Source organism: Pseudomonas sp. DWP2-2 (genome assembly GCF_049897065.1).
Lineage (GTDB): Bacteria > Pseudomonadota > Gammaproteobacteria > Pseudomonadales > Pseudomonadaceae > Aquipseudomonas > Aquipseudomonas paracarnis.
In genome coordinates this window covers 20,155-44,407 of the sequence record NZ_JAFCVN010000005.1, presented here as the reverse complement: position 1 = coordinate 44,407, position 24,253 = coordinate 20,155, and the positions used below count along the sequence as shown (strand labels likewise).

At 61.0% G+C, this 24,253-nt stretch carries 17 protein-coding genes; 3 read left to right on the top strand and 14 right to left on the bottom strand.

Going from position 1 to position 24,253, the window contains the following annotated elements; all coding sequences use genetic code 11:
• Positions 1-69: 69 nt before the first annotated feature.
• The 10 genes from yccS to betI form a co-directional block, all read right to left on the bottom strand.
• Positions 70-2,253, bottom strand: a complete 2,184-nt coding sequence (gene yccS, locus ACP7CZ_RS12860; RefSeq protein WP_181124718.1) for a YccS family putative transporter — start codon at positions 2,251-2,253, stop codon at positions 70-72.
• 207 nt (positions 2,254-2,460) lie between these two features.
• Positions 2,461-3,639 carry an NAD(P)/FAD-dependent oxidoreductase gene (locus tag ACP7CZ_RS12855; protein ID WP_034129071.1) on the bottom strand — a complete coding sequence of 393 codons (1,179 nt, stop codon included), beginning with the start codon at positions 3,637-3,639 and terminating at the stop codon, positions 2,461-2,463.
• A 145-nt stretch (positions 3,640-3,784) separates the two neighbouring features.
• Positions 3,785-5,122 carry an ATP-dependent RNA helicase DbpA gene (dbpA, locus tag ACP7CZ_RS12850; protein WP_256220343.1) on the bottom strand — a complete coding sequence of 446 codons (1,338 nt, stop codon included), beginning with the start codon at positions 5,120-5,122 and terminating at the stop codon, positions 3,785-3,787.
• A 130-nt stretch (positions 5,123-5,252) separates the two neighbouring features.
• Positions 5,253-6,680, bottom strand: coding sequence for a multidrug transporter subunit MdtD (mdtD, locus tag ACP7CZ_RS12845; RefSeq protein WP_034128900.1), 1,428 nt, complete (start codon positions 6,678-6,680; stop codon positions 5,253-5,255).
• A gap of 36 nt (positions 6,681-6,716) precedes the next feature.
• Positions 6,717-7,607: an alpha/beta fold hydrolase gene (locus ACP7CZ_RS12840; protein WP_034128899.1), complete on the bottom strand. Its 891-nt coding sequence runs from the start codon at positions 7,605-7,607 to the stop codon at positions 6,717-6,719.
• A gap of 264 nt (positions 7,608-7,871) precedes the next feature.
• A complete protein-coding gene (locus tag ACP7CZ_RS12835) occupies positions 7,872-9,188 on the bottom strand; it encodes a TldD/PmbA family protein (RefSeq protein ID WP_294138208.1) in 1,317 nt (438 codons plus the stop codon).
• A complete protein-coding gene (locus ACP7CZ_RS12830) occupies positions 9,188-10,630 on the bottom strand; it encodes a TldD/PmbA family protein (protein ID WP_054922362.1) in 1,443 nt (480 codons plus the stop codon). The genes ACP7CZ_RS12835 and ACP7CZ_RS12830 overlap by 1 nt, the downstream gene beginning before the upstream one ends.
• A gap of 217 nt (positions 10,631-10,847) precedes the next feature.
• Entirely contained in the window at positions 10,848-12,551 is a 1,704-nt protein-coding gene (gene betA, locus ACP7CZ_RS12825) for a choline dehydrogenase (RefSeq protein ID WP_054898187.1), read from the bottom strand.
• 194 nt (positions 12,552-12,745) lie between these two features.
• Entirely contained in the window at positions 12,746-14,218 is a 1,473-nt protein-coding gene (betB, locus tag ACP7CZ_RS12820; protein WP_014720261.1) for a betaine-aldehyde dehydrogenase, read from the bottom strand.
• Between the two features lie 110 nt (positions 14,219-14,328).
• Complete coding sequence (betI, locus tag ACP7CZ_RS12815; RefSeq protein ID WP_054898188.1) at positions 14,329-14,922, bottom strand: transcriptional regulator BetI; 594 nt, start codon at positions 14,920-14,922, stop codon at positions 14,329-14,331.
• Positions 14,923-15,311: 389 nt separating this feature from the next.
• On the opposite strand from betI, the gene ACP7CZ_RS12810 reads away from it, so the two are divergent.
• On the top strand, positions 15,312-17,246 hold the full coding sequence (locus ACP7CZ_RS12810; RefSeq protein ID WP_230633881.1) for a BCCT family transporter: 1,935 nt from the start codon (positions 15,312-15,314) through the stop codon (positions 17,244-17,246).
• A gap of 156 nt (positions 17,247-17,402) precedes the next feature.
• On the opposite strand, the gene choV is transcribed toward ACP7CZ_RS12810, so the two are convergent.
• The 3 genes from choV to ACP7CZ_RS12795 form a co-directional block, all read right to left on the bottom strand.
• Positions 17,403-18,581, bottom strand: coding sequence for a choline ABC transporter ATP-binding protein (gene choV / locus ACP7CZ_RS12805; protein ID WP_054922367.1), 1,179 nt, complete (start codon positions 18,579-18,581; stop codon positions 17,403-17,405).
• A complete protein-coding gene (gene choW / locus ACP7CZ_RS12800; protein ID WP_003194913.1) occupies positions 18,578-19,423 on the bottom strand; it encodes a choline ABC transporter permease subunit in 846 nt (281 codons plus the stop codon). The genes choV and choW overlap by 4 nt, the downstream gene beginning before the upstream one ends.
• 69 nt (positions 19,424-19,492) lie before the next feature.
• The gene (locus tag ACP7CZ_RS12795; protein WP_034128893.1) at positions 19,493-20,440 is read right to left on the bottom strand and encodes a choline ABC transporter substrate-binding protein; all 948 of its coding nucleotides are present in this window, start codon (positions 20,438-20,440) and stop codon (positions 19,493-19,495) included.
• A gap of 416 nt (positions 20,441-20,856) precedes the next feature.
• Here ACP7CZ_RS12795 and ACP7CZ_RS12790 point away from each other — a divergent pair, with 416 nt between their 5' ends.
• The gene (locus ACP7CZ_RS12790; RefSeq protein ID WP_014720257.1) at positions 20,857-22,233 is read left to right on the top strand and encodes an L-serine ammonia-lyase; all 1,377 of its coding nucleotides are present in this window, start codon (positions 20,857-20,859) and stop codon (positions 22,231-22,233) included.
• Positions 22,234-22,758: 525 nt separating this feature from the next.
• Positions 22,759-23,862 carry a GlxA family transcriptional regulator gene (locus tag ACP7CZ_RS12785; protein ID WP_003194907.1) on the top strand — a complete coding sequence of 368 codons (1,104 nt, stop codon included), beginning with the start codon at positions 22,759-22,761 and terminating at the stop codon, positions 23,860-23,862.
• Between the two features lie 88 nt (positions 23,863-23,950).
• Here the strand turns inward: ACP7CZ_RS12785 and ACP7CZ_RS12780 are convergent, their stop codons facing one another.
• Positions 23,951-24,214 carry a hypothetical protein gene (locus ACP7CZ_RS12780; protein WP_034128891.1) on the bottom strand — a complete coding sequence of 88 codons (264 nt, stop codon included), beginning with the start codon at positions 24,212-24,214 and terminating at the stop codon, positions 23,951-23,953.
• Positions 24,215-24,253 lie beyond the last annotated feature (39 nt).

Below are 24,253 nucleotides of genomic sequence, written 5' to 3'. Positions count from 1 at the left end.
CACATTTTGCCCGCATTCTTATGTTGGAACTCGGTCAAATGTGGGAGCTGGCTTGCCTGCGATAGCGGTCTAAGCCGCACCGGTATCCTTGATCAGATGCGCCGCCAACGTACGCAACGGCCCCAACTGCCGGCAGATCAACGCCAACTGCGTCTGCACCAACCGCTGCGCCTCATCGATCTCATCGGGCATTTGCTCCAGCTCTGCCGCCAACCCTTCCTCGGCATCACTCTGGATCGCAATCGACTGTTTGTTGGCCAGGCCCGTGGCAATCTCATCGATGCTCGCCGCCAGGCTGTTGCCCGCGCCTTCGATCAAGTGCTCGCGCACGTCGGCCGGTAACTGAGTATCGCGGTGCGCACCCAACCCCGACAAATAGCTGAGCAAGGTGTGAGACAGCACCAGGAACCGAAAACCCACGTCGGCTTCCTTACGAAAGTGCCCCGGCTCCATCAGCATATTCGCCAGGGTGGTGGACAGCGCGGCGTCGGCGTTGTGGGCGTTGCGGCGGGCCAGGCGGTAAGCCAGGTCGTCGCTCTTGCCGGCGGCGTATTGCTGCATGATCTGGCGCAGGTAGATGCTGTTGCAGGTCAGGGTGTTGGCCAGCACTTTGTTCAAGCGCCGGCCTTGCCAGTCCGGCAGGAACAGGAATACCGCCAGGCCAGCGATCAGGCTGCCGAGCAAGGTATCGAACAGGCGTGGCAGGAACAGCCCGTAGCCATCACCCACCTGGTTGAAGCAGAACAGCACCATCAGGGTGATCGCAGCCGTCGCCAGGGTGTAGCGGGTGGTGCGGTTGATAAAGAACACCAGGCCGGCGGCGATAGCGAACATCGACTGCACCACCGGGTTGGGGAACAGATCGAACAGCGCCCAGGCCACGGTGAGGCCGATGGCGGTGCCGATAATCCGCTGGCCGAGCTTGCGCCGGGTGGCGCCGTAGCTCGGTTGGCAGACGAACAGGGTGGTGAGGATGATCCAGTAACCCTGGGACGCGTGGATAGCGTGCAGGGTGGCGTAGCCGACGGTCAACGCCAGGGACAGGCGAAGGGCATGGCGAAACAGCAGCGAGGTGGGTGTGAGTTGGGTGCGCAGGCGTGTCCACATTTCCTTGAGGTTGCGCGGGGCGCGGTCCAGCAGGTTACTGTCGGTGGCGTCCGCCAGGGCATCGGGGTTGCTGGCATCGCCAAGCAGGCGGTCGAGTGTGGACAGGTTGGCCGCCAAGGCGCGCAATGAACGCAGCAGGCCGCGCCAGGCCGGGTTGCTCTGGATGCGCAGGTGCTCCAGGGACGCGTTGAGGTCGCCCAGGGCCTGGGCAAAGCTGTCGTCATAGATGAACGGTTGGCGCAGTTGGATCGACTCGGCCAGGGTCTGGCAGGCCTTGCCTTGCTGGCGCAGCAAGCGCTGGCAGCGAAACAGCACATCGCTATGGAAGAAGGCTTCAGTGAGGTCGTTGTAGGGGTAGTGGGAGGAACTGGCGCGCTCGTGGATGTCCTGGGCCAGGAAGTACAGTTTCAGGTAGCGGCTGACCTTCGAGCCCGGTCGCCCATTGCCGACGCGGTGCAGGATAATTTCCTTCGCAGCATTCAGCGCAGCCACTACCCGGCCATTTTGCTGGGCTAACTCCAGGCGCCGCGCTTCCACGTCCAGCTGCCGGATCGGTTCGAACAACGATGACTTGAGCTTGAGGTAACGCCCCAGCTCGCGGAACAATCGCGCCAGGCTCTGCTGCACCGGCTGGTTGGAAAACAGCGCCTGCCACAGCACGGACAACACGCCGTACCAGGCGGCACCGGCCACCAGCAGCAGCGGCTCATGCCAGAAATCCGTGACGGCGCCACCGCGCTGGTCCACGCCGATCATGGTGTAGACCGACAGAATCAAGGTGGCCGAAGCAATCGCGCCATAGCGTTCGCCCAGTGCGCCGAGCATGGTCAGGCCGAAACTGGCCAGGGCCAGGGCGATGGCAAATATCCAGGGGTAAGGGAACAGCAGCTCCACCGACAGCGCGGCAATGCTGAAACACACCAGTGTCACCGCCAGCGCGTTGAGGCGGCCTTGCCAGCTGTCATCGGTCTCGGCCAGGGCGCTGGCGATAATCCCCAGGAAGAGCGGGATCAGCAGCGTCATTTCATCCTGGTACCAACACAACGCCATGCTGCCGGTGAGGGCGATGAACACCCGTACGCTGTAGCTGAATTTATCCAGCGCCCACAGGCGCCGCATGGACTGCTTGAACGAGGTCGATGACATGAAGTCTGGAGTCTTCCGGGACGTTGTCGCTAAATTGAGCCAGTAATGACGCCACGGCAAGCGTAGCGATCACATCGGACAGCAAAATTTTCAGTATCACTGCAAAACCAATGTGGGAGCGGGCATGCCTGCGATAACGATGTGGGATTCACTGCCGCTATCGCAGGCAAGCCAGCTCCCACAGGGGATTGCATCTCAAGGTGCACGTCAGGCGTATTGCGCGGCCGCGTAGCCCGAGGCCCACGCCCACTGGAAGTTGAACCCGCCCAGGTGGCCGGTCACGTCCAGCACTTCGCCGATAAAGTACAGGCCGGGGCTTTTCAGCGATTCCATGGTCTTGGAGGACACTTCCCGCGTATCCACCCCGCCCAATGTTACCTCGGCGGTGCGATAACCCTCGGTGCCGGCCGGTACCAGTTGCCAGCTCCCCAGCTTTTGCGCGATATCGGCAATTTCAGCGTGGGTGTACTGCTTCATAGGCTTGGATTCGAACCAGCTTTGGGCCAGCAGGTTGGCCATCTTCTTGGTGAAGATCTCACCCAACAGGGTTTTCAATTCGCTGTTGGGGTGTTCGGCCTGTTGCTGTTGCAGCCAGGCATGGGCGTCGTGGTCGGGCAGCAGGTTGATTTCTACCGTGTCGCCGGAGTGCCAATACGAGGAAATCTGCAAAATCGCCGGCCCGCTCAGGCCTCGATGGGTGAACAGGATATTCTCGCGAAAGCTCTGGCCGTTGCAGCTCACCAGGCAGTCGACCGAGGTGCCGGACAACTCGCCGCACAACTCCTTGAGCTGGTCGGTGATGGTGAACGGCACCAGCCCGGCGCGGGTCGGCAGCAGTTCATGGCCGAATTGCCTGGCCACTTGGTAGCCGAAACCGGTGGCGCCCAGCGTCGGGATCGACAAGCCGCCAGTGGCGATCACCAGGGATTCACAGCGCAGCTCACCCAGGGTGGTTTGCAGTTGATAGCCGCTTTCGAGCTTGGCGATTGCCTCGATGGAAGTGTCCAGGTGCAGGCTCACGCCGGTCTGGATGCACTCGTCGAGCAGCATGCCGAGGATGTCGCTGGACTTGTTGTCGCAGAACAGCTGGCCGAGTTTCTTCTCGTGGTACGGCACGCCGTGCTTGGCCACCAGCCCGATGAAATCCCACTGGGTATAGCGGGCCAGGGCGGATTTGCAGAAGTGCGCGTTGTGCGAGAGGAAGTTGGCCGGCTCGGTGTACATGTTGGTGAAGTTGCAGCGGCCGCCACCGGACATCAGGATTTTCTTGCCGGCCTTGTTGGCGTGGTCGATCAACATCACCTTACGCCCACGCCCGGCGGCGGTCAGCGCGCACATCAAGCCTGCGGCGCCGGCGCCAATGATCACAACTTCGGTCGAGCGCACAGCCATGTCCTCACAAAACTATTGATTTGAAATGCAATCAACACTGTGGGAGCTGGCTTGCCTGCGATGGCGGTAGTGGATTCACCGTCGCTATCGCAGGCAAGCCAGCTCCCACAGTGATTCGGTCCTTGCAGTCACTATGTTGTTACAGGATACGCACGCGCAGCGAACGACCTTTGATCTTGCCGTCATTCAAACGCTGCAACGCCTGCTTGGCGATGCCGCGTTCCACGGCCACGAAAGCCTGGAAGTCAAAGATAGCGATCTTGCCGACCTGGGCACCCGGAATGCCGGCTTCACCGGTCAATGCACCTAGGATGTCGCCTGGGCGAACCTTGTCTTTACGCCCGGCGGCGATGCACAGGGTGCTCATCTGCGGCAGCAACGGGCCACCGCTTTGCGGCTTGAGATTGTCCAGTTGGTCCCAGTTCAGCGGCGACTTCTGCAGTTGCTCGATGGCCTGGGCGCGGTGGGCTTCGGACGGCGCCACCAGGCTGATGGCGATGCCGGTCTCACCGGCACGGCCGGTACGGCCTACACGGTGGATGTGAATTTCCGAGTCGCGGGCCAGTTCGACGTTGATCACCATGTCCAGGGCGTCGATGTCCAGTCCTCGGGCGGCGACGTCGGTGGCCACCAGCACCGAGGTGCTGCGGTTGGCAAACATCGCCAGTACCTGGTCACGGTCGCGCTGTTCCAGGTCACCATGCAGGCCAACGGCGGAAATGCCTTTGGAGATCAGGTGGTCGACGGTTTCCTGCACTTGCTGCTTGGTAAAGCAGAACGCCACGCAGGAGGCAGGGCGGAAGTGCGCCAGCACCTTGGTCACGGCGTCCATGCGCTCTTCCGGGGAGATCTCGTAGAAGCGTTGTTCGATCTGGTCGTCGGAGTGGAACGCTTCGGCTTTCACTTGCTGAGGCGCACGCATGAACTTGGAGGCCAGTTGCTTGATGCTCACCGGGTAAGTGGCCGAGAACAGCAGGGTCTGGCGGCGCGGTGGGGTCTTGCTGATGATGTCTTCGATGGCGTCGTAGAAGCCCATGTCGAGCATGCGGTCGGCTTCGTCGAGGATCAGGGTGTTCAAGCCGTCCAGCACCAGTGAACCTTTACGCAGGTGCTGCTGGATGCGGCCCGGGGTGCCGACGATGACGTGGGCGCCGTGCTCCAGGGAGGCAATCTGTGGGCCGAGGGACACGCCGCCGCACAGGGTCAGCACCTTGATGTTGTCTTCGGCACGGGCCAGGCGACGGATTTCCTTGGCTACCTGGTCGGCCAGTTCGCGGGTCGGGCACATCACCAGCGCCTGGCACCCGAAGTAGCGCGGGTTGATCGGGTTCAGCAGGCCGATGCCGAATGCGGCAGTCTTGCCGCTGCCGGTCTTGGCCTGGGCAATGAGGTCCAGCCCTTTGAGGATCACCGGCAAGCTTTGCGCCTGGATCTGCGTCATCTCGACGTAACCCAGCGAGTCGAGGTTAGCCAGCATGGCGGCGGACAGGGGCAAAGTATTAAAAGCGGTGGCGATGGTAGTCACGGGACTGGCTCTGCAAAACAAAATGTCGCGCAGTGTACCAGCCTCGTGGGATTTTCCCCGCAAGTTCTCGACGAGACGCCCGTTAGTGCTCGATATCGTGCTCGCGGCTGACCACCCGTTTGCCGTCCTTGGGCGACAGCTGCAGGAAGATCGCCGCCGCCAGCATCGCCATGAGGCCCACTGTGAGGAAGGTCAGTTGGAAGGCGCCCAGCACGGTATTGACCCCGTCATTGCCGGCTTCGGCGGTAAAGCCGCCGAGCAATGCACCGGCACAGGCCACGCCCAGGCTCAGGGACAACTGCGCCACTACCGACAGCAAGCTGTTGCCGCTGCTGGCCTGGGCGTCGTCGAGGTCGATCAGGGTGACGGTGTTCATGGCGGTAAATTGCAGGGAGTTGATGGCCCCCAGTACCGCCAGCATGGCCAACAGCAGCGGGTAGGGCGTTTGTTCGCTGACCAGGCCCATGCTCGCCAGCATCAGGCCCAGGGCCAGGGTGTTGCCGGTCAGGACGATGCGGTAGCCGAGGCGCTCGATAAGCGGACGTGCGATGGACTTGGCGAACATCGCCGCCGCCGCCAGTGGCAACATGCTCATGCCGGCTTCCGACGGCGAATAGCCCAGCGCCACCTGCAGCAGCAGCGGTACCAGGAACGGCAATGCGCCGCTGCCCAGGCGCGCAAACAGATTGCCCAGAATCCCCACGGCAAAGGTGCGCGTCTTGAACAGCACCGGCGAGAACAGCGGGTTATCGATATGCCCGGCGCGCAGCCAGTACGCCGCCAGGCAGGCGAACCCGCCGAACAGCAGCAATATCACGCGCAGATGCGGCAGGTGCAGTTCGCCCAGGCCTTCCATGGCGATGGTGATCAGCACCATCGCCGCGCCGAACAGCAGAAAGCCCAGGCCGTCGAAGCGCGTGCGCTCGCTGCCGCGCAGGTCGGGGATGAATTTCCACACGGCGTAGCAGCCGATCATGCCCACCGGCAGGTTGATCAGGAAGATCCAGTGCCAGGTCAGGTATTGCACCATCCAGCCGCCCATTGTCGGGCCAAGCAAGGGGCCAAGCAGGCCGGGAATGGTGATGAAGCCCATGATCCGCACCAACTCGGAGCGCGGATAAGCCCGCAGTACCACCAGCCGTCCGACCGGCAGCATCAGCGCACCGCCCAGGCCCTGGATCACCCGTGCGCCCACCAGCATGCTCAAGCTACTGGACAGCGCACACAGCAGCGACCCGATGCTGAACAGCATGATCGCACCAAAGAAAATCTTCTTGGTGCCAAAGCGGTCAGCGATCCAGCCCGACGCCGGAATCAGCAAGGCAACGGTGAGCATGTAGGCGATCACCACGCCTTGCATGCGCAGCGGGTTTTCCGCGAGGTCCTGCGCCATGGCCGGTAGCGCGGTGTTGAGAATCGTCCCGTCCAGCGACTGCATGAAGAAGGCAATCGCTACCACCCAGGGGAGCCAGCGGGCGGTCTTGGCATCGAGAGGGGCACGATTCGGCATGGGATCCCTTTTAATTAGCAGGCTATGTGTTGGCGATTATGCGCCATCCGTCGCCGCTTTTCCCACTGGCGGTTCGTCTATATCTGACAATGTCACATGCTCGCCCACCAGGAAATCCAGCAACGCCCGATGCACTGCCAGCGCGGCTTCGCGGGACTCCAGGTCCAGCAGATGGCCGGTGTGTTCGGCCACCGCAAAGCTGCTGCGGCCTACGTAGTGTTTGAACAGCTGGGCTTCGTCGGCCGGCGTGTATTCGTCCAGCGCGCCGTTGAGAAAGTGCACCGGTGTTTCAATCTGCCGCAGCGCCGGCAAGTAGTTGCCATCGCCCAAGCCCAGCACCTGATGGATATGAAAGCGCGCCTGGCGGTATTCGGTGGTGGCCATGGTCGACAGGTGTCGATGGTTATTGCGCTTGAGGCGCGGCGACAGGTATTTGCCAACCGTTTCGTTGAGCAGATGGCCGACCGCCGACTTGTCATCGGCCTCGATCAGCACACGCACGCGCTCGACATATTCCAGCATCGCCTGGTTGAGGTTGGGCGCCAGGGCCATCACCACCGAGCTTTCGATGGAGGGCGGGTTGTGCGCCAGGGTCAACAGCGTGGAGATGCCGCCCCATGAGGCCGACACCAGATGGTTGACCGCAAAGCGTGCTACCAAGGCACGCAGGATTTGCACCTCGTCGTCCTTGGTGACCAGGTCGAGTTCGGTGTTGTGCTCGCGTGACAAGCCAGAGAATGGCAAGTCGAACAGCAGCACATTGAAGTGCTCGGCCAGGCATTTGCTGGTGCGGGCAAAGGAGCGCGTGGTGGACAACGCGCCATTGACCATCAGTACGGTTTTTCTATGCGGGTCGTTACCCAGTTGCTCTACGTGAACGTTGTAGTGCTTGTACAGTTTTTCTATGACGAAACTTCCATGGTTCATGTCAACGCTCCAGCTTGCCTTTCCCGGGCAAGGTTATGCTCTCGTGGGCAGGGGTGGCGAGAAGCCATTAACCGTTATAACGAGGAATAAGCAGAGCGACAACATGCCGAACGGCCAAAGTAGGCGGGATAGAAGTTTCGTCGCAGCGCAGGTTATTGAACTGTAGGAGCGAGCTTGCTCGCGAAAAACGACAACGATAACGCAGCGCTGACAGCCAGCCCGCGGTGTCTGTACGTTCTTCGCGAGCAAGCTCGCTCCTACAGTTTATAAAGTCAGCGTCAAACGGTTTACCAAAGCGCCTGGCGACAGGTTGGAAGCGGTGTTGCGCTGGTCATAGGTACTGGCCGACAACAGCAGCTCCCGATCAGCGGTCAGCGCTTCCAATTGCGAACCGAGCAACTGATAGACACTGTCATCAAAGCGCATGGTGCTGACCGGCGCCTTGATCTCGCCGTTTTCCACCCAGAAGGTCGCAAAGCGCGTCATGCCGGTCAGGCGCGCTGCCGGCAGGTCGGAGTAGTTCAGGTACCAGAGGTTGCTGATATACAGACCGGTGCCCAACTGCTTGAGAATATCGGCCTGGGCCAGGCTGCCGGCCGCCATTTGCAGGGCGCTGGGCGACTCGTCGCTGCTGGCGCCGTTGGTGTTCAAGCCGTATTCGGCGGCGCTGCGCGAGTTGACCAACTGGCCCTCGGCTTTGCCTGCGTTGATCAGGGTGACATCCTCACGCGGGTAGCCTTCAGTGGAAAACGCCTGGCTCAGGGAGCCGCTGATCTGCTCATCCACCGTCACCAGCGGGCTCAATGACTGATCACCCGCGTACAGGCGTTGCAACGAACTGCCTTTGCTCGCGATGGCCTGGGCCGAAAAACCACCCCAGGTGATGATGCTGATGATTTCTTCCAGCGCTGCCGGCGCCAGGTAGGCGCGGTACTGGCCTGGCGCCAGGTTGTGCAGCGGACGACCGAGAAACGCCAGTTGCTCACGGGCCTGTTGGAAACGGGCGGCGAATTCGGCGCTGTTCCAGGTGTGCCCGGCGTAGCTGGCTTTTACCGCTTCGCCATTGGCGTGGAACAGGCTGAAGTCGAAATTGAAGCTGTTAGCCCGGTGCCAGCCGAACGCCCCCGATGAGCTGGCGAAACCACGGCTGATCGGGCCGGCGGCGTAGAAGCCAACCAGGTCCACGCCATCGGCGGCCTGGCTGATGTCGTCCAGCACTTGGGCCAGTTCCGGCAGCGGGCGCAGCTGTTCGTTATGGCTGTGCCAGGCGTCGGGATTCAGCAGCAGGTACGGGTCAGGCGGCAACAGCGGCAAGGTCTCGCGCAGTTGTTGCAGGCCATTCGCCAGGCGCTGGCGATCCAACTGCGCCTCGCCGGACAGGGTGATACCCAGGTCGGCGTGGCGCCCATCGTTGATCAGCTTGAAGTTCAGGCTGGCCTGCTGTACCTGGCCGGCCTGGCGTACCTGCGCGTGGTTGAAGCGCACGAACTCGGACGCCTCATCCGCGTAGCCGAGATGAAATTGTTCTTGATCGGTGACCGCCTGCTTGAGCCAATCCACCAAAGCCTTGAAGTGGTTCATCAGGCATCTCCCCCAAATACATCGACATTGCTGAATACACAGGCCGGCGACGCATGGCCGACACGGATCACCTGGTTGGGTTCGCCCTTGCCGCAGTTCGGCGTGCCCAAGACCTTGAAGGTGCTGGCGTCGCCTACCGCGCTGAGCTTGCGCCAGAACTGCGCGGAAATCGCCCGGTAGTTGGGGTTCTTCACCACGCCCTTGAGTTCGCCGTTTTCGATCAACTGGCCCCACTCGCAGCCGAACTGGAACTTGTTGCGCGCATCGTCGATGGACCACGAACGGTTGGTCGACATCAGGATGCCGCTCTCAATGCCGCCCACCAATTGCGCGAGGCTTTTATCCCCAGGTTCGATATTCAGGTTGGCCATGCGGTCGATGGGCGCACGGTTCCAGCTGCAGGCGCGGCTGTTGGCGACGCCTGGCAGGTTGGCGCGAAATTGCGATAAGGCCCCGCCCAAGGGCTTGAGCAGCAGGCCTTCGCGAATCAGAAATTGCTTGCTGGCAGGCGTGCCGTCGTCGTCATGAGCGTAGCTGGCAAGCTGTTCGGGGATGTCCGGGTCGAAGGTGACGTTGAGCAGCGGTGAGCCATATTGCAGGTGGCCGAAGTCGCTGGCTTTCACAAAACTGGTGCCGGCGTAATTGCGCTCGTCACCAAGGATGCGATCCAGCTCCAGCGGATGGCCGATCGACTCGTGGATCTGCAGGATCATTTGGTCGGGCATCAGCAGCAGGTCACGCGGGCCGTGGGGCGTATTCGGTGCGAGCAGCAATTGCAGGGCTTCGTCGGCCACCTTGCGGGCGGCGCCCACCAGGCCAAAACGCTGGATCACCCCGGCACTGCCTTGCTGGCCGAAGTTGGTACCGCCCAGGGTACGGGTCTGGCTGTCGTTGCCGTCGAAGGCGGTCACACTCAGGCCCGGAAAGACAAAGCGCTGGGCCTGACGCAATTGCGCGCCAGCGCTGTTGAGATAGATCTGTTCAACCCGCGTGGTCCCCAGGCTGACCTCCCAGCTCACCAGGCGCTCATCCTTGGGCACGGCGGCGGACTCATCGCCGAGCAATTGGTAGCAGTCGCTCAGGGATGGGAAGGGCTGGTCGAGGTCGGGCGACAGGTAGTCGGCGACGTCGCTGGACACTGGCTGCTGGTGCAGGTCGAGCAGGGCGTGAGGCTTGATCAACCGGGCTTGCTGTTCAGCGCGCTCAAGGGCGGCTTGCAGGCCGGCAAGGGAAATGTCGTTGGTCGCGGCGTAGGCTTCCACGCCGTTGAGACGCACGGTAAGCATGGCGCCTTCGTCATGGCCCAGGTGAGGCGGCTCGGCGACGTTCTTGCGTACTGACAGGTACTGACCGGATTCGCGCACGTAGCGCAGGGAGAAAAATTCGGCGGTGGTGCGCAGGGCACCGAAGTGTTTCTTGAGCGTGGCGTGGTGTTCGAACATGGGGCCTTCCTTGTGGGCGGCTCGGCGCGGGCAGGCGAACAGAGTAGGCCTGGGCGGGGAGCTGATCAAGGGAGGTTTTGTTGTGTGATCGTTCCCACGCTCTGCGTGGGAATGCCACCCTGGACGCTCTGCGTCCGCTCTTGAAGGGCGTGACGCAGAGCATCACAGGATGCGTTCCCACGCGGAGTGGGAACGATCAATCACTGGGGTGTTTCGGTTACTGCGCCAATGGCCCTACTTCACGCATAGGCTTGCCACGCACCGGCGCATCGCCTGCTACGTAGTAGTCAGCGGTGCTGCGCGGCAGTGGCTTGCGGCCACGGATCTTGTCGGCGATTTTCTCGGCGATCATGATCGTTGGCGCGTTCAGGTTGCCGGTGGTGATGATCGGCATGATCGAGGCATCGACCACACGCAAGCCCTGCATGCCATGCACGCGGCCTTCGCCATCGACTACGGCCATCTCGTCGGTGCCCATCTTGCACGAGCAGGACGGGTGGAACGCGGTCTCGGCGTGCTCGCGGATGAACTTGTCCAACTGTTCATCGGTTTGCACTTCAATGCCGGGGCTGATTTCGCGGCCACGGTACGGGTCCAGTGCCGGCTGCTGCATGATTTCACGGGTCAGGCGGATGCCATCGCGGAACTCCTGCCAGTCCTGCTCGGTGGCCATGTAGTTGAAGAGGATGCTCGGGTAGTCCCGTGGGTTCTTCGACTTCAGCTGGATACGGCCACGGCTTGGCGAACGCATGGAGCCCATGTGCGCCTGGAAACCGTGCTCTTTCACACCGTTGCTGCCGTTGTAGTTAATCGCCACCGGCAGGAAGTGGTACTGGATGTTTGGCCACTCGAACTCTTCACGGGTACGGATAAAACCGCCCGCTTCGAACTGGTTGCTGGCGCCGATGCCGGTGCCGTTGAACAGCCATTCGGCACCAATGGCCGGCTGGTTGTACCAGAGCAGCGAGGGGTACAGCGACACTGGCTGGGTGCACGCGTATTGCAGGTACAGCTCAAGGTGGTCCTGCAGGTTTTCACCCACGCCAGGTAGGTCGTGAACCACCGGGATGTCGAGGCTTTCCAGCAGTTTGGCCGGGCCGACACCGGAGCGTTGCAGCAGTTGCGGCGAAGCGATTGCGCCACTGCACACCAGCACTTCTTTGCGCGCACGGGCTTCAACGCGTTCTTCGGCAGCGCCGATCAGGTAACGCACGCCGACCGCACGCTTGCCTTCGAACAAGACTTTGTCGGTGAGGGCATGGGTGACGATGGTCAGGGTCGAGCGCTTTTTAGCCGTGTCCAGGTAGCCGCGTGCGGTGCTGGCGCGACGGCCGTTCGGCGTGACAGTACGGTCCATCGGGCCGAAGCCTTCTTGCTGGTAGCCGTTCAAATCTTCGGTACGTGGGTAACCGGCCTGTACGCCCGCTTCAACCATGGCGTGGAACAGCGGGTTGTTGCCCGCTTTCGGCGTGGTCACGCTGACCGGGCCGTCGCCACCGTGCCAATCGTTGGGGCCGATGTCGCGGGTTTCGGCTTTGCGGAAATACGGCAGGCAGTCCAGGTAGGTCCAGTCTTCCAGGCCCGGCAGCTTCGACCAGTTGTCGTAGTCCATGGCGTTGCCGCGGATGTAGCACATGCCGTTGATCAGGGAAGAACCACCCAGGCCCTTGCCGCGCCCGCATTCCATCCGGCGGCCGTCCATGTGTGGCTCTGGATCGGTTTCGTAGGCCCAGTTGTAGCGGCGGCCTTGCAGCGGGAAAGCCAGGGCGGCTGGCATCTGGGTGCGGAAGTCGAGGCGGTAGTCCGGGCCACCGGCCTCCAGCAGCAAAACAGTGACGCCTTCGTCTTCGGTCAGACGGGTCGCCAGGGTGTTACCGGCAGAGCCGGCACCCACAATGATGTAATCGTATTCTTGGGACATGAATGTACCCTCGTAAAATGGGTTCAGGCTGCTTTTGTGGCGAGGGAGCTTGCTCCCGTTCGACTGCGCAGCAGTCGCAAAATCAGCGCTCGAGTTCTGTCTGAAAGAACTACTGGGTCTGGAATGGGGCTGCTTCGCAGCCCAGCGGGAGCAAGCTCCCTCGCCACAGAGGAGCATTCCAGGCCCATAAGGTGTTAGAACACCGAGGCGTAATCGCCCAACTCAACCTGTACCGATTTGATACGCGTGAAGTTGTTCAGCGAGCTGATCCCGTTCTCACGGCCCACACCCGACTGCTTGTAGCCGCCAACCGGCATCTTCGCGTCGGACTCGCCCCAGGCGTTGATCCAGCAGATACCGGCTTCCAACTGATGAATCACGCGGTGGGCGCGGTTCAGGTCCTTGGTCACCAGGCCAGCGGCCAGGCCGAAGTCGGTGTCGTTGGCACGGCGGATCACTTCTTCTTCGGTCTCGTAGGTGAGGATGCTCATCACCGGGCCGAAGATTTCTTCACGCACGATCACCATGTCATCGGTGCAGTCGGTGAACACGGTCGGGGCCACGAAGGCGCCTTTGGCGAAGTCACCCTCGGTCAGGCGGTCGCCGCCGCACAGCAGGCGGGCGCCTTGCTCTTTGCCTTTGGCGATGTAGCCCAGCACGCTTTCCATGTGGGCGAAGCTGACCAGCGGGCCGAAGTTGGTGTTTTCGTCTTCCGGGTTGCCGATGCGAATACGCGCCACACGCTCGACGATCTTGGCTTCGAACGCGGCTTGCAGGTGCTTGGGCACGAACACGCGGGTGCCGTTGGTGCAGACCTGACCGGAGCTGTAGAAGTTGGCCATCATGGCGGTGTCGGCGGCGCGGTCGAGGTCGGCGTCGTCGAAAATGATCAGCGGGGACTTGCCGCCCAGCTCCATGGTCACGTCCTTGAGCGAGGAGCTCGACGCGCTGGCCATGACTTTCTTGCCGGTGTCGGTGCCGCCGGTGAAGGAGACTTTCTCAATGCGCGGGTGCTCGGTCAGCCAGGTGCCGACTTCACGGCCGCTGCCGGTCAGTACGTTGAACACGCCCGCTGGAACGCCAGCCTCGGTGTAGATCTCGGCCAGTTTCAGGGTGGTCAGCGAGGTGACTTCGCTTGGCTTGAAGATCATCGCGTTACCGGCAGCCAGGGCCGGTGCGGATTTCCACAGGGCGATCTGGATCGGGTAGTTCCACGCGCCGATACCGGCAACCACGCCCAGCGGCTCGCGGCGGGTGTAGACAAACGAGGTGTCGCGCAGTGGGATCTGCTCGCCTTCGATGGCAGGTACCAGGCCGGCGTAGTATTCCAGCACGTCAGCGCCGGTGACGATGTCGACGTACTTGGTTTCGGAGAAGGCTTTACCGGTGTCCAGGGTTTCCAGGGCGGCCAGTTCATCGTTGCGCTCGCGCAGGATGTCCACGGCACGGCGCAGGATGCGCGAACGCTCCATGGCGGTCATGGCGGCCCAGATTTTCTGGCCTTTTTCAGCGCTGACCACGGCACGTTCAACGTCGTCTTTGGTGGCGCGTTGCACTTGGGCGAGAACTTCACCGTTAGCCGGGTTGATGGCTTCGAAGGTGGCATCGCTGCCAGCGTCGCTGTAGCCGCCGTCAATGTAGAGTTTTTGCAGGTCGAAACGGGCCATAAAGTCCTCGCAAGTGCATAAGTGGTTGGCGTTACCCGCCGAACAGTGGGCCATGGGGGTGTGGCAATACTGAGCGGCGGACGTTCAGGGGTTGAGCATTTATAAGGGCTCTAACTCACCTGCTTGGCCAATTGGAAATCCATGTATTCGTAAGCGATCCGTTGCGCCTGCTCCGTGTCGAAAGCGTCTCCCGACAGGGCGCCGCGCAACCACAAACCGTCGATCAAAGCCGCCAGCCCGCGGGCTGCGCTGCGTGCCTCGGGTAACGGCATCGCACGGCGGAACTGGCAACACAGGTTGGAATACAGACGGTGATCGTTGATCCGCTGCAACCTGTGCAATGACGGGTGGTGCATGCTGGTGGCCCAGAAGGCCAGCCAGGTTTTCATTGCCGGGCCGTTGACCTGGCTGGCGTCGAAGTTGCCTTCGATGATCACCTGAAGGTGCGCCCGTGGGCTGTCATCCTTCAAGGCACGCCTGCGCTCTTGCACGTTCTCGATCAGCGCATTCATCAGGTAGCGCATCGTTGCTGCGATCAGGCCGTTCTTGTCCTGAAAGTAGTGGCTGATGATGCCGTTCGAGACGCCGGCCAGACGGGCGATCAGCGCAATGCTGGCATCTCCCATCCCGACCCGATCGATGGCCGTCAACGTGGCTTCGATCAACTGCTGGCGGCGTATGGGTTGCATACCGACCTTGGGCATGTAGCACCTCTCCTTAGGCCTGCCGATGGGCGATCCACGTCCGTCGGCTTGAGGGCCAGTCTATTTTGTTTTGATTGAACGTTCAATCAACAAAGAATAAGATCTGCGACAAATGGTCGCTGCCTACAGATGTTTCCTACCTGCGAGCTGCAACCTTCGACACCTGCGAAAACCCTTGAAACAGGCCACTTCAGAGCCTGATCACCGCTTAGGCGGGCTCAAGAATTTTGGGGTGTCTTTATAACACCCGTCCGTCGACTGCCGAAAAATCGATGTCCCGGGATAACCGTTGCCTTGTGTTTCTCTCTCGCACTGCCTGGAGCATCTGCGCCATGAGTTCTGCCTCTCTTATAAAGACCCCACCGGAAAAGGTCCGGGTCAACGGTTGGGTGTTCTACACCTCCACCGCGCTGATTTTATTGTTGACCGCCATTCTGATCGTCGCCCCGCAGGAGGCCGGGCGCATGCTCGGCGTAGCCCAGGCCTGGCTGTCGAAAAGCTTTGGCTGGTACTACATGGTGGTCATCGCCGCCTACCTGGTGTTTGTGGTCGGCCTGGCGTTTTCGTCCTATGGGAAACTTAAGCTGGGTGCGAAGGACGATACCCCAGACTTCAGCTACGGCGCCTGGGCCGGCATGTTGTTCTCGTCGGGTATCGGCATCTCGCTGTTGTATTTCGGTGCGTCCGAGCCGTTGGACCATTACTTCAACCCGCCCGAAGGCGCTGCCGCCAGCAATGGCGCGGCACGCCAGGCGCTGCAGCTGACCTTCCTGCACTGGGGCCTGCACGGCTGGGCGATCTATGCGCTGGTCGGCCTGGCCGTGGCGTACTTTGCGTACCGCCACAACCAACCGCTGGCCCTGCGTTCGGCGCTGTACCCGCTGGTGGGCGAGCGTTGGGTGAAGGGCGCGGCTGGCCATGCGGTAGACGGTTTCGGCATGTTCGTGACCCTGCTGGGCCTGGTGACCAACCTGGGGATCGGCTCGATGCAAGTGTCGTCGGGGCTGGAAAACCTGTTCGGCATGGAGCACAGCAATACCAATTTGCTGATCGTGATCATCGTGATGAGCACCGTGGCGACCATTGCCGCCGTGTCGGGTGTGGAAAACGGTATTCGTCGTCTGTCCAACCTCAACATCGTGCTGTTCAGCGGTTTGCTGATCTTCGTGCTGTTGTTCGGCCCTACCTTGCACCTGCTCAATGGCCTGGTGCAGAACACCGGTGATTACCTCAACGGTATCGTGCTGAAAACCTTCGACCTGTATGTGTACGAAGGCGACGGTGCCAAGACCGAACGCTGGATGGGCCTGTGGACCTTGTTCTACTGGGCTTGGTGGATTTCCTGGGCGCCATTTGTGGGCATGTTCATCGCGCGTATTTCCCGTGGTCGCACCGTGCGCGAACTGGTGGCTGGCGTATTGCTGATCCCGCTGGGCTTTACCCTGGCGTGGCTGTCGATCTTCGGCAACTCGGCCCTGGACCTGGTGCTGAACCACGGGGCGGTGGAGTTGGGCAAGACGGCGCTGGAGCAACCGTCCATGGCCATCTACCAACTGCTTGAGCATTACCCGGCGTCGAAAGTGGTGATCGGCGTGTCGATCTTCGTGGGCTTCGTGCTGTTCCTGACGCCTGCGGATTCCGGCGCGGTGATGATGGCCAACCTTTCCTGCAAAGGCGGCAATGTGGATGAAGATGCGCCGCACTGGTTGCGTATCTTCTGGTCGGCGGTGATCACCCTGGTGACCATCGGTCTGCTGTTTGCCGGCAACTTCGAAGCCATGCAAACCATGGTGGTGCTGGCGGGGCTGCCGTTCTCTGTGGTGCTGGTGTTCTTTATGTTCGGTTTGCACAAGGCCATGCGCCAGGACGTGGCCACCGAACAGGAGCAAGCGCAATTGGCTGAACGCGGGCGTCGTGGTTTCAGCGAGCGCTTGACGGCGCTGGACCTGCAACCGAGCCAGGCCACCGTGCAGCGCTTTATGGACAAGCACGTAACGCCGGCGTTGGAAGAAGCCGCGAGTGCGTTGCGTGATCAGGGCCTGGAAGTGCAGACCCTGCTGGGCAAATCCAAGCGCTGCATCGGCGTGCGGATCGAGATGGACGAGGGCAACCCGTTTGTCTACGAAGTGAGCCTGGATGGCTACTCGGCGGCACCGGCTGACCTGCCTGAAGAAGAGCGCACCCGTTACTATCGTGCCGAGGTGTACCTGCACAACGGGCCGCAGGAGTATGACCTGATGGGCTTCACCCAGGAGCAGATCACCCGGGATGTGCTCGATCAGTTTGAAAGCCATCGGCAGCTCCTTGGCCGGGTCTATAGCTGATAGTTGAAGCCTGGTGGTGTCTTCCCTGACATGATCGTTCCCACGCTCTGCGTGGGAACACCGCCATGGACGCTCCGCGTCCCGCTCTTGAAGTCGTGACGCGGAGCGTCACAGGGTGCATTCCCACGCAGAGCGTGGGAACGATCCAGGGTTGCCTTAACCCAGGTTTTTGCCCAGCAGGGCGTGGTAGAGCTCACTGTCTCCCAAAATCCCTACCACCTTGTTGTTGTCATGCAGCACCAGCTTGTTGCCTGTCTGGTAGCGAATCTGCAACGCATCGCGCATGCCGATGTTCGAGTCCACCAGCGTCGGTACGCGGCCCAATCCTTCCACGGCTTGCCCTGGCGCCCAATTCTGCAGGTTCATCGTCACGCCATTCTGGCGTGCGCCCTGGATGGTGTTGCCTTCAGCCAGGTCCAGCCAAGAGTCGCCACCCGGATCAAGGCATACCGAACCATTCACACGCGTGCAGTTATCCAGGGTGCGCATCAGGCTGCGCCCGCACAGCACGTTCAACGGGTTGGTATGGGCGACGAAGGTGCGCACATAGTCGTCCGCCGGGTTCAGCACGATCTCTTCCGGCACGCTGTACTGGATGATCTTGCCGTCTTTCATGATCGCGATACGGCTGCCGAGCTTGAGTGCTTCATCCAGGTCGTGGCTGACGAACACGATGGTCTTGCTCAATTTGCGTTGCAGTTCCAGTAGCTCATCTTGCAAGCCTTGGCGGATCAGCGGGTCGAGGGCCGAAAAGGGTTCGTCCATCAGCAGGATATCGGCGTCCATCGCCAGGGCGCGAGCCAGGCCGACGCGTTGCTGCATGCCACCGGACAACTCGTCGGGCTTCTTGTTGCGCCATTGGCTCAGGCCCACCAGTTCGAGTTTCTCGTCCACCAGTGTGCGTCGTTCTTTCTCTGGGCGGCCCTGCATCTCCAGGCCGAAGCTGATGTTCTCGCGCACCGTCAGCCAAGGCATCAGGGCAAACTTCTGGAACACCATGGCGATGCGTTTGGTGCGCATCATTTTCAGCTCGGCGGGGGTGCAGGAGGCGATGTCGATCTGACGCCCTTCATGCTCCACAAACAGCTGGCCACGGCTGACGGTATTGAGGCCGTTGATGCAGCGCAGCAAACTGGATTTGCCTGAGCCCGAGAGGCCCATCAGCACACAGATCTCGCCTTTCTCGATATCCAGGCTGGCGTTCTCGACGCCGACGATCTGCCCGGTCTTCTTCAGGATTTCGTTACGGCTCATGCCCTGGTCCAGCAGCTTGAGCGCTTCGCGTGGGTCTTTGGAAAAGATAACGTCGACTTTGTCGAATCGGATAATGCTCATGCATCACCCCCTACTTTAGCGTCGGGTTGTTTGCAGATACGGTCGAGCATGATGGCGAGCAACACAATGGCCAGGCCCGCTTCAAAGCCCAGCGCAATATCGGCAGTGTTGAGTGCGTTGACCACTGGCTTGCCGAGGCCGTCGGCGCCTACCAGGGCGGCGATCACCACCATCGACAGCGACAGCATGATGCATTGGGTAATGCCGGCGGCGATGCTCGGCATGGCGTGGGGCAGTTCAATGCGTGAGAGCAACTGGCGGCGCGAGCAGCCAAAGGCCTTGCCGGCGTCCATCAGCTCTTGCGGCACATCGCGGATACCCAGGTAGGTCAGGCGGATCGGCGCGGCAATCGCGAACACCACCGTGGAAATCAGCCCAGGCACCACACCCAGCCCGAAGAGGGTCAGGGTAGGGATGAGGTAGACGAAGGTCGGCACGGTCTGCATCAGATCGAGTACCGGCCGCATCATGGTGTAGAACATCGGCTTATGCGCGGCAACAATGCCCAGCGGCACACCGATGACCACGCAGACCAGGGTGGCGAACAGCACCTGCGCGAGGGTTTCCATGGTTTCCTGCCAGTACCCCAGGTTGAGGATCAGCAGGAAGGAGGCGATGACAAAAACAGTCAGTCCCCATTTACGTTGAATAAAGTGAGCCAGCAGCGCAATCAGACCGATCAATGCCAGTGGATTGAACCAGGTCAGCGCAAACGTCACGCCGTGGATCATCGTTTCCAGTGTCGATGCGATTGCGTCGAAGTAGTTGGCACCGTGTTGGGTCAACCAGTCGACGAAGGCAGCGATGTACTGGCCTAGTGGGATTTTCTGTTCAGTCAGCATGGTAGTGAATGTCCACATGCGAAGGGGAAAACATCCCAGGCCAGCGCACCGGCCTGGGGTCAGCGGGTGCTATTTGGCGAGGTAAGCTTTAACGGCATCGAGCCCTGGTTTGCCATCAACGGTGGTGACACCGGCGAGCCAGGTGTCGAGCACTTGCGGGTTCTTCTGCAGCCAGGCCTTGGCGGCAGCATCGGCCTTCATCTTGTCGTCCAGGACGTTACCCATCAGGGTGCTTTCCATGTCGAGCGTGAACACCAGGTTTTTCAGCAACTGGCCAACGTTGCTGCATTCCTGGGTGTAGCCTTTGCGGGTGTTGGTGTAGATGGTGGCCTGGCCGTAGTTGGGGCCGAACGAGTCGTCACCACCGGTCAGGTACTTCATCTTGAAGCGGGTGTTCATCGGGTGTGGTTCCCAGCCGAGAAACACGATGGCCTGGTTGCGCTTGGAGGCGCGTTCGACCTGGGAGAGCATGCCGGCTTCGCTGGATTCGACCACCTTGAAACCGGCGGTTTTCAGGCCGAAGGCATCTTTGTCGATCAGCGTCTGGATGGTGCGATTGCCATCGTTGCCCGGCTCGATGCCGTAGATCTTGCCGCCCAGCTCATCCTTGAATTTGGCGATGTCGGCGAAGTCTTTCAGGCCCTTCTCATACAGCGCCTCTGGGACCGCCAGGGTGTACTTGGCGTTCTCCAGGTTGGCGCGCACGGTTTCCACGGTGCCGGCATCACGGTACTGCTTGATGTCGTTTTCCATGGTCGGCATCCAGTTGCCGAGGAAAATGTCCATGTTCTTGCCGTCGGCCAGGGACTTGTAAGTCACAGGTACCGAAATCATCGTGGTGCGCGGCTTGTAGCCCAGGCCCTTGAGGATCTCGCTGGTGGTCGCGGTGGTGACGGTGATGTCGGTCCAGCCGACATCGGAGAAGTTGACGGTCTTGCACTGTTCCGGTTCTGCGGCGTGTGCCACGACTGGCAGACTCAGCATGGCGGCCAACAACAACGAGGGTGAACCTTTCATGTGGGTAGACTCCTGTGTCTTTTCTGGCGGCATTCGCCGCGCTTTATAAGTGTTGCGGTTGGAGCGTGCGACAACAGCTCTGGCGCGGTGCCTTGCAAACGAGTCGAGACTGATCATGTACCAGTGAAAATCTGACGCCTACAGGGGGCGTCGTATCCAGTACAGGGAGGGTCGCATCCAGTACCGATGACGTCGCTTACAGGTTTTTCCGAAGGTAAAACTGCTGTTTTTACCCTTCTGCACCGCAAAAAACGGCCAAAACTGGCGTTCGCACGCGAGCGCCGCTGGTGAGCATGAGTGCGTCGGTGTGAGACGCCGTGATGACGAATAAAAGCTTGATGATGCCGCCATCTGGGCGATCTGAGCGTAGCACCTCGTTCAAGCCCGGCCCGTGCTTATCGAGGAGTTCCACGTTAATGGCTATCAGCGTTTTCGACCTGTTCAAGATCGGCATCGGGCCTTCGAGTTCCCACACCGTGGGGCCCATGCGCGCCGCGGCGTTGTTCGTTCAAGGGTTGCGTGAGCGTGGGTGGCTGGAACAGGTGCAGCGTGTCGAAGTGCAACTGTACGGCTCGTTGTCGGCCACCGGCATCGGCCACGGCAGCGACACCGCCACCATCATGGGCCTGATGGGCGAGTGGCCAGACGCAATCGACCCCACGCAAATCGGCGCCCGTATCCACACCCTGCGCGAAACCGACACGCTGCTGCTGGACGGGCGTTTGCCGGTGCCCTTTGTATGGGCGCGGGATATGCGCCTGCTCGATGAGAACCTGCCGTTCCATCCCAATGCCATGACCCTGGTGGTGTTTGGCGAAAACGGCGAGTTGCACCGCGACACCTATTACTCGGTGGGCGGCGGTTTTGTGGTGGATGAAGCCCAGGCCCAAAGCGGTGTGGCGGACATGGACCGCACCGAGCTGCCTTATGACTTTTCCAGTGCCGTGGAGCTGTTGCAGTTGTGCAAGACCCACAACCTGCGCGTTGCCGAACTGATGCTGGCGAATGAAAAAACCTGGCGCAGCGAAGAAGAAATCCGCAGCGGCCTGATGAAGCTCTGGCGCGCCATGCAAGATTGCGTGGAGCAGGGCCTCAAGCACGAAGGCATCCTGCCCGGCGGCTTGAACGTGCGCCGTCGCGCTGCCAAGTTGCACCGCAGCTTGCAGGAGCTGAACAAGCCCAATGTGATCGGCTCGACCTTGAGCGCCATGGAATGGGTCAACCTGTTCGCCCTGGCGGTCAACGAAGAAAACGCCGCCGGTGGGCGCATGGTCACGGCGCCCACCAACGGCGCGGCGGGAATCATCCCGGCGGTGTTGCACTACTTCATGAAGTTCAGTGAAGAAGTCACCGAAGCCAACGTGGTTGACTACCTGTTGGGCGCGGCGGCGGTGGGCATCCTGTGTAAAAAGAACGCCTCGATCTCCGGTGCCGAAGTCGGTTGCCAGGGCGAGGTCGGTTCCGCGTGTGCCATGGCCGCAGCCGGGCTGGCGGAGATCCTTGGTGCCACGCCGGAGCAACTGTGCAACGCTGCCGAAATCGGCTTGGAACACAACCTCGGCCTGACCTGCGACCCGGTGGGCGGCCTGGTGCAAGTGCCGTGTATCGAGCGCAATGCAATTGCGGCGGTGAAGGCGATCAACGCGGCGCAAATGGCGTTGCGGGGCGATGGCCAGCACTTCATCTCGTTGGACCGGGTGATCCGCACCATGCGTGATACCGGGGCCGATATGCATGACAAGTACAAAGAGACATCACGCGGTGGGTTGGCGGTGAGTGCGGTTGAATGTTGAGTCAGTGACATGATCGTTCCCACGCTCCGCGTGGGAATGCCGCCCCGGACGCTCCGCCCATGGGTGACGCAGAGCGTCACAGGATGCATGCCCACGCAGAGCGTGGGAACGAGCTGAACAGAGGAGCATCATTGCTCACAAAGTGAACACCCCAGCCAAAATCGCCACCTTTTAGCGCGTCGCAAATAGATAAGTAGCTTCCGAACGAATTCCTACACGATCACACGCCTGATGTGCTTTGGGTGACAGACTCCTCCTACGCCCGCAAAGCGCCTTCCCACAAGTGCTACCGATCTGCTCACCCCCCTTGAACCCCGCCCGTTATGCGTCATATCCCGCACTTCACGCGTGGGCTCATATAGACGCATAAACAGGTCGTTTTCAGGAGTTCTTGAATAGCCATTCAATTTTAGGCATGGCATTTGCTCTATCAATTACAAAGCCTCTCCTTTTCAGGACGAGCGCAATAACAAGAGCCTCGCCTGAGGCCGCCACCCGCTTTGTGTGATGTGAGGAGATACCGCGATGACGTCGACCAACTCCGGGGCCCAACCCCAGAACCGTGCGCCTCAATCCATCGGCTTTTTGCTGCTGGACAATTTCACGCTGATTTCCCTGGCGTCAGCCGTGGAGCCACTGCGCATGGCCAACCAGCTGTCCGGCCGCGAGCTGTATCGCTGGACAACCCTGAGTGTCGACGGCAACCAGGTGTGGGCCAGCGATGGCCTGCAAATCACACCCGATGCCTCCATGCACAAAGCACCCGTGCTGGACACGGTCATCGTGTGTGGCGGCGTGGGTATCCAGCGCACCGTCACCCGTGAACATGTGTCGTGGCTGCAAAGCCAGGCACGCCAGTCTCGTCGCCTCGGCGCAGTGTGCACCGGCAGCTGGGCCCTGGCCTGCGCCGGCTTGCTCGACGGCTTTGATTGCAGCGTGCACTGGGAATGCCTGGCGTCGATGCAGGAAGCCTTCCCGCGGGTGGCCATGAGCACGCGCCTGTTCACCCTCGACCGCAACCGCTTCACCAGCTCCGGTGGTACCGCGCCCCTGGACATGATGTTGCACCTGATCAGCCGCGACCACGGCCGTGAATTGTCGGCCGCCATCTCCGAGATGTTCGTGTACGAACGCATCCGCAACGAACAGGATCACCAGCGTGTGCCGCTCAAGCACATGCTTGGCACCAACCAGCCGAAGCTGCAGGAAATCGTCGCGCTGATGGAAGCCAACCTCGAAGAGCCAATCGACCTGGACGAACTGGCGGTGTATGTCGCCGTGTCGCGCCGGCAGTTGGAGCGGCTGTTCCAGAAATACCTGCACTGCTCGCCGTCGCGCTACTACCTCAAGCTGCGCCTGATTCGTGCGCGGCAACTGCTCAAGCAGACCCCCATGTCGATCATCGAGGTCGCGTCGGTGTGCGGGTTTGTGTCTACGCCGCACTTTTCCAAGTGCTACCGCGAATACTTCGGCATTCCGCCGCGGGATGAACGCGTAGGCTCCAACACCACCCAGCAAGTGGCGATGATGCCGATTCCGCCGGCACTGGTGTTGTCACCGTTGTCGGGGCCGATGTCGGCGTTGAGCCAGGCCAGGAACGAGTCGACGTTTGCCAGTGTAAGGCTCTAAACCGAGTCGTCTGCATCGCAGGCAAGCCAGCTGCCACCTTGGAATGCGTTCTCCTGTGGGAGCTGGCTTGCCTGCGATAGCGGTATTTTCAGGCGCCGGAGTTCTGTTTGAATTGCATCAGCGCCGGCAACAACTGCTTGTCGATCGCCTGGCGCACGGCCGGCAAAATGGTCGCCTTGCCGGTGTACATTTGCTCCACCATTCCCTTGAGCGCCTTGGCCCGCGCTTCGCTCAAACCGCGCACTGCACATTCACACGCCTGCTCGGCGCTGGCGCCGCTGGACACTTCAAAACCCAGTGAGCGCAGTTGGCTCAGCAGGTCATCCTGATCAATCAAATCCGCGTGCATCATGACGTTTATCCTGGTGTAGGGAACAGGGATTGACCTGGA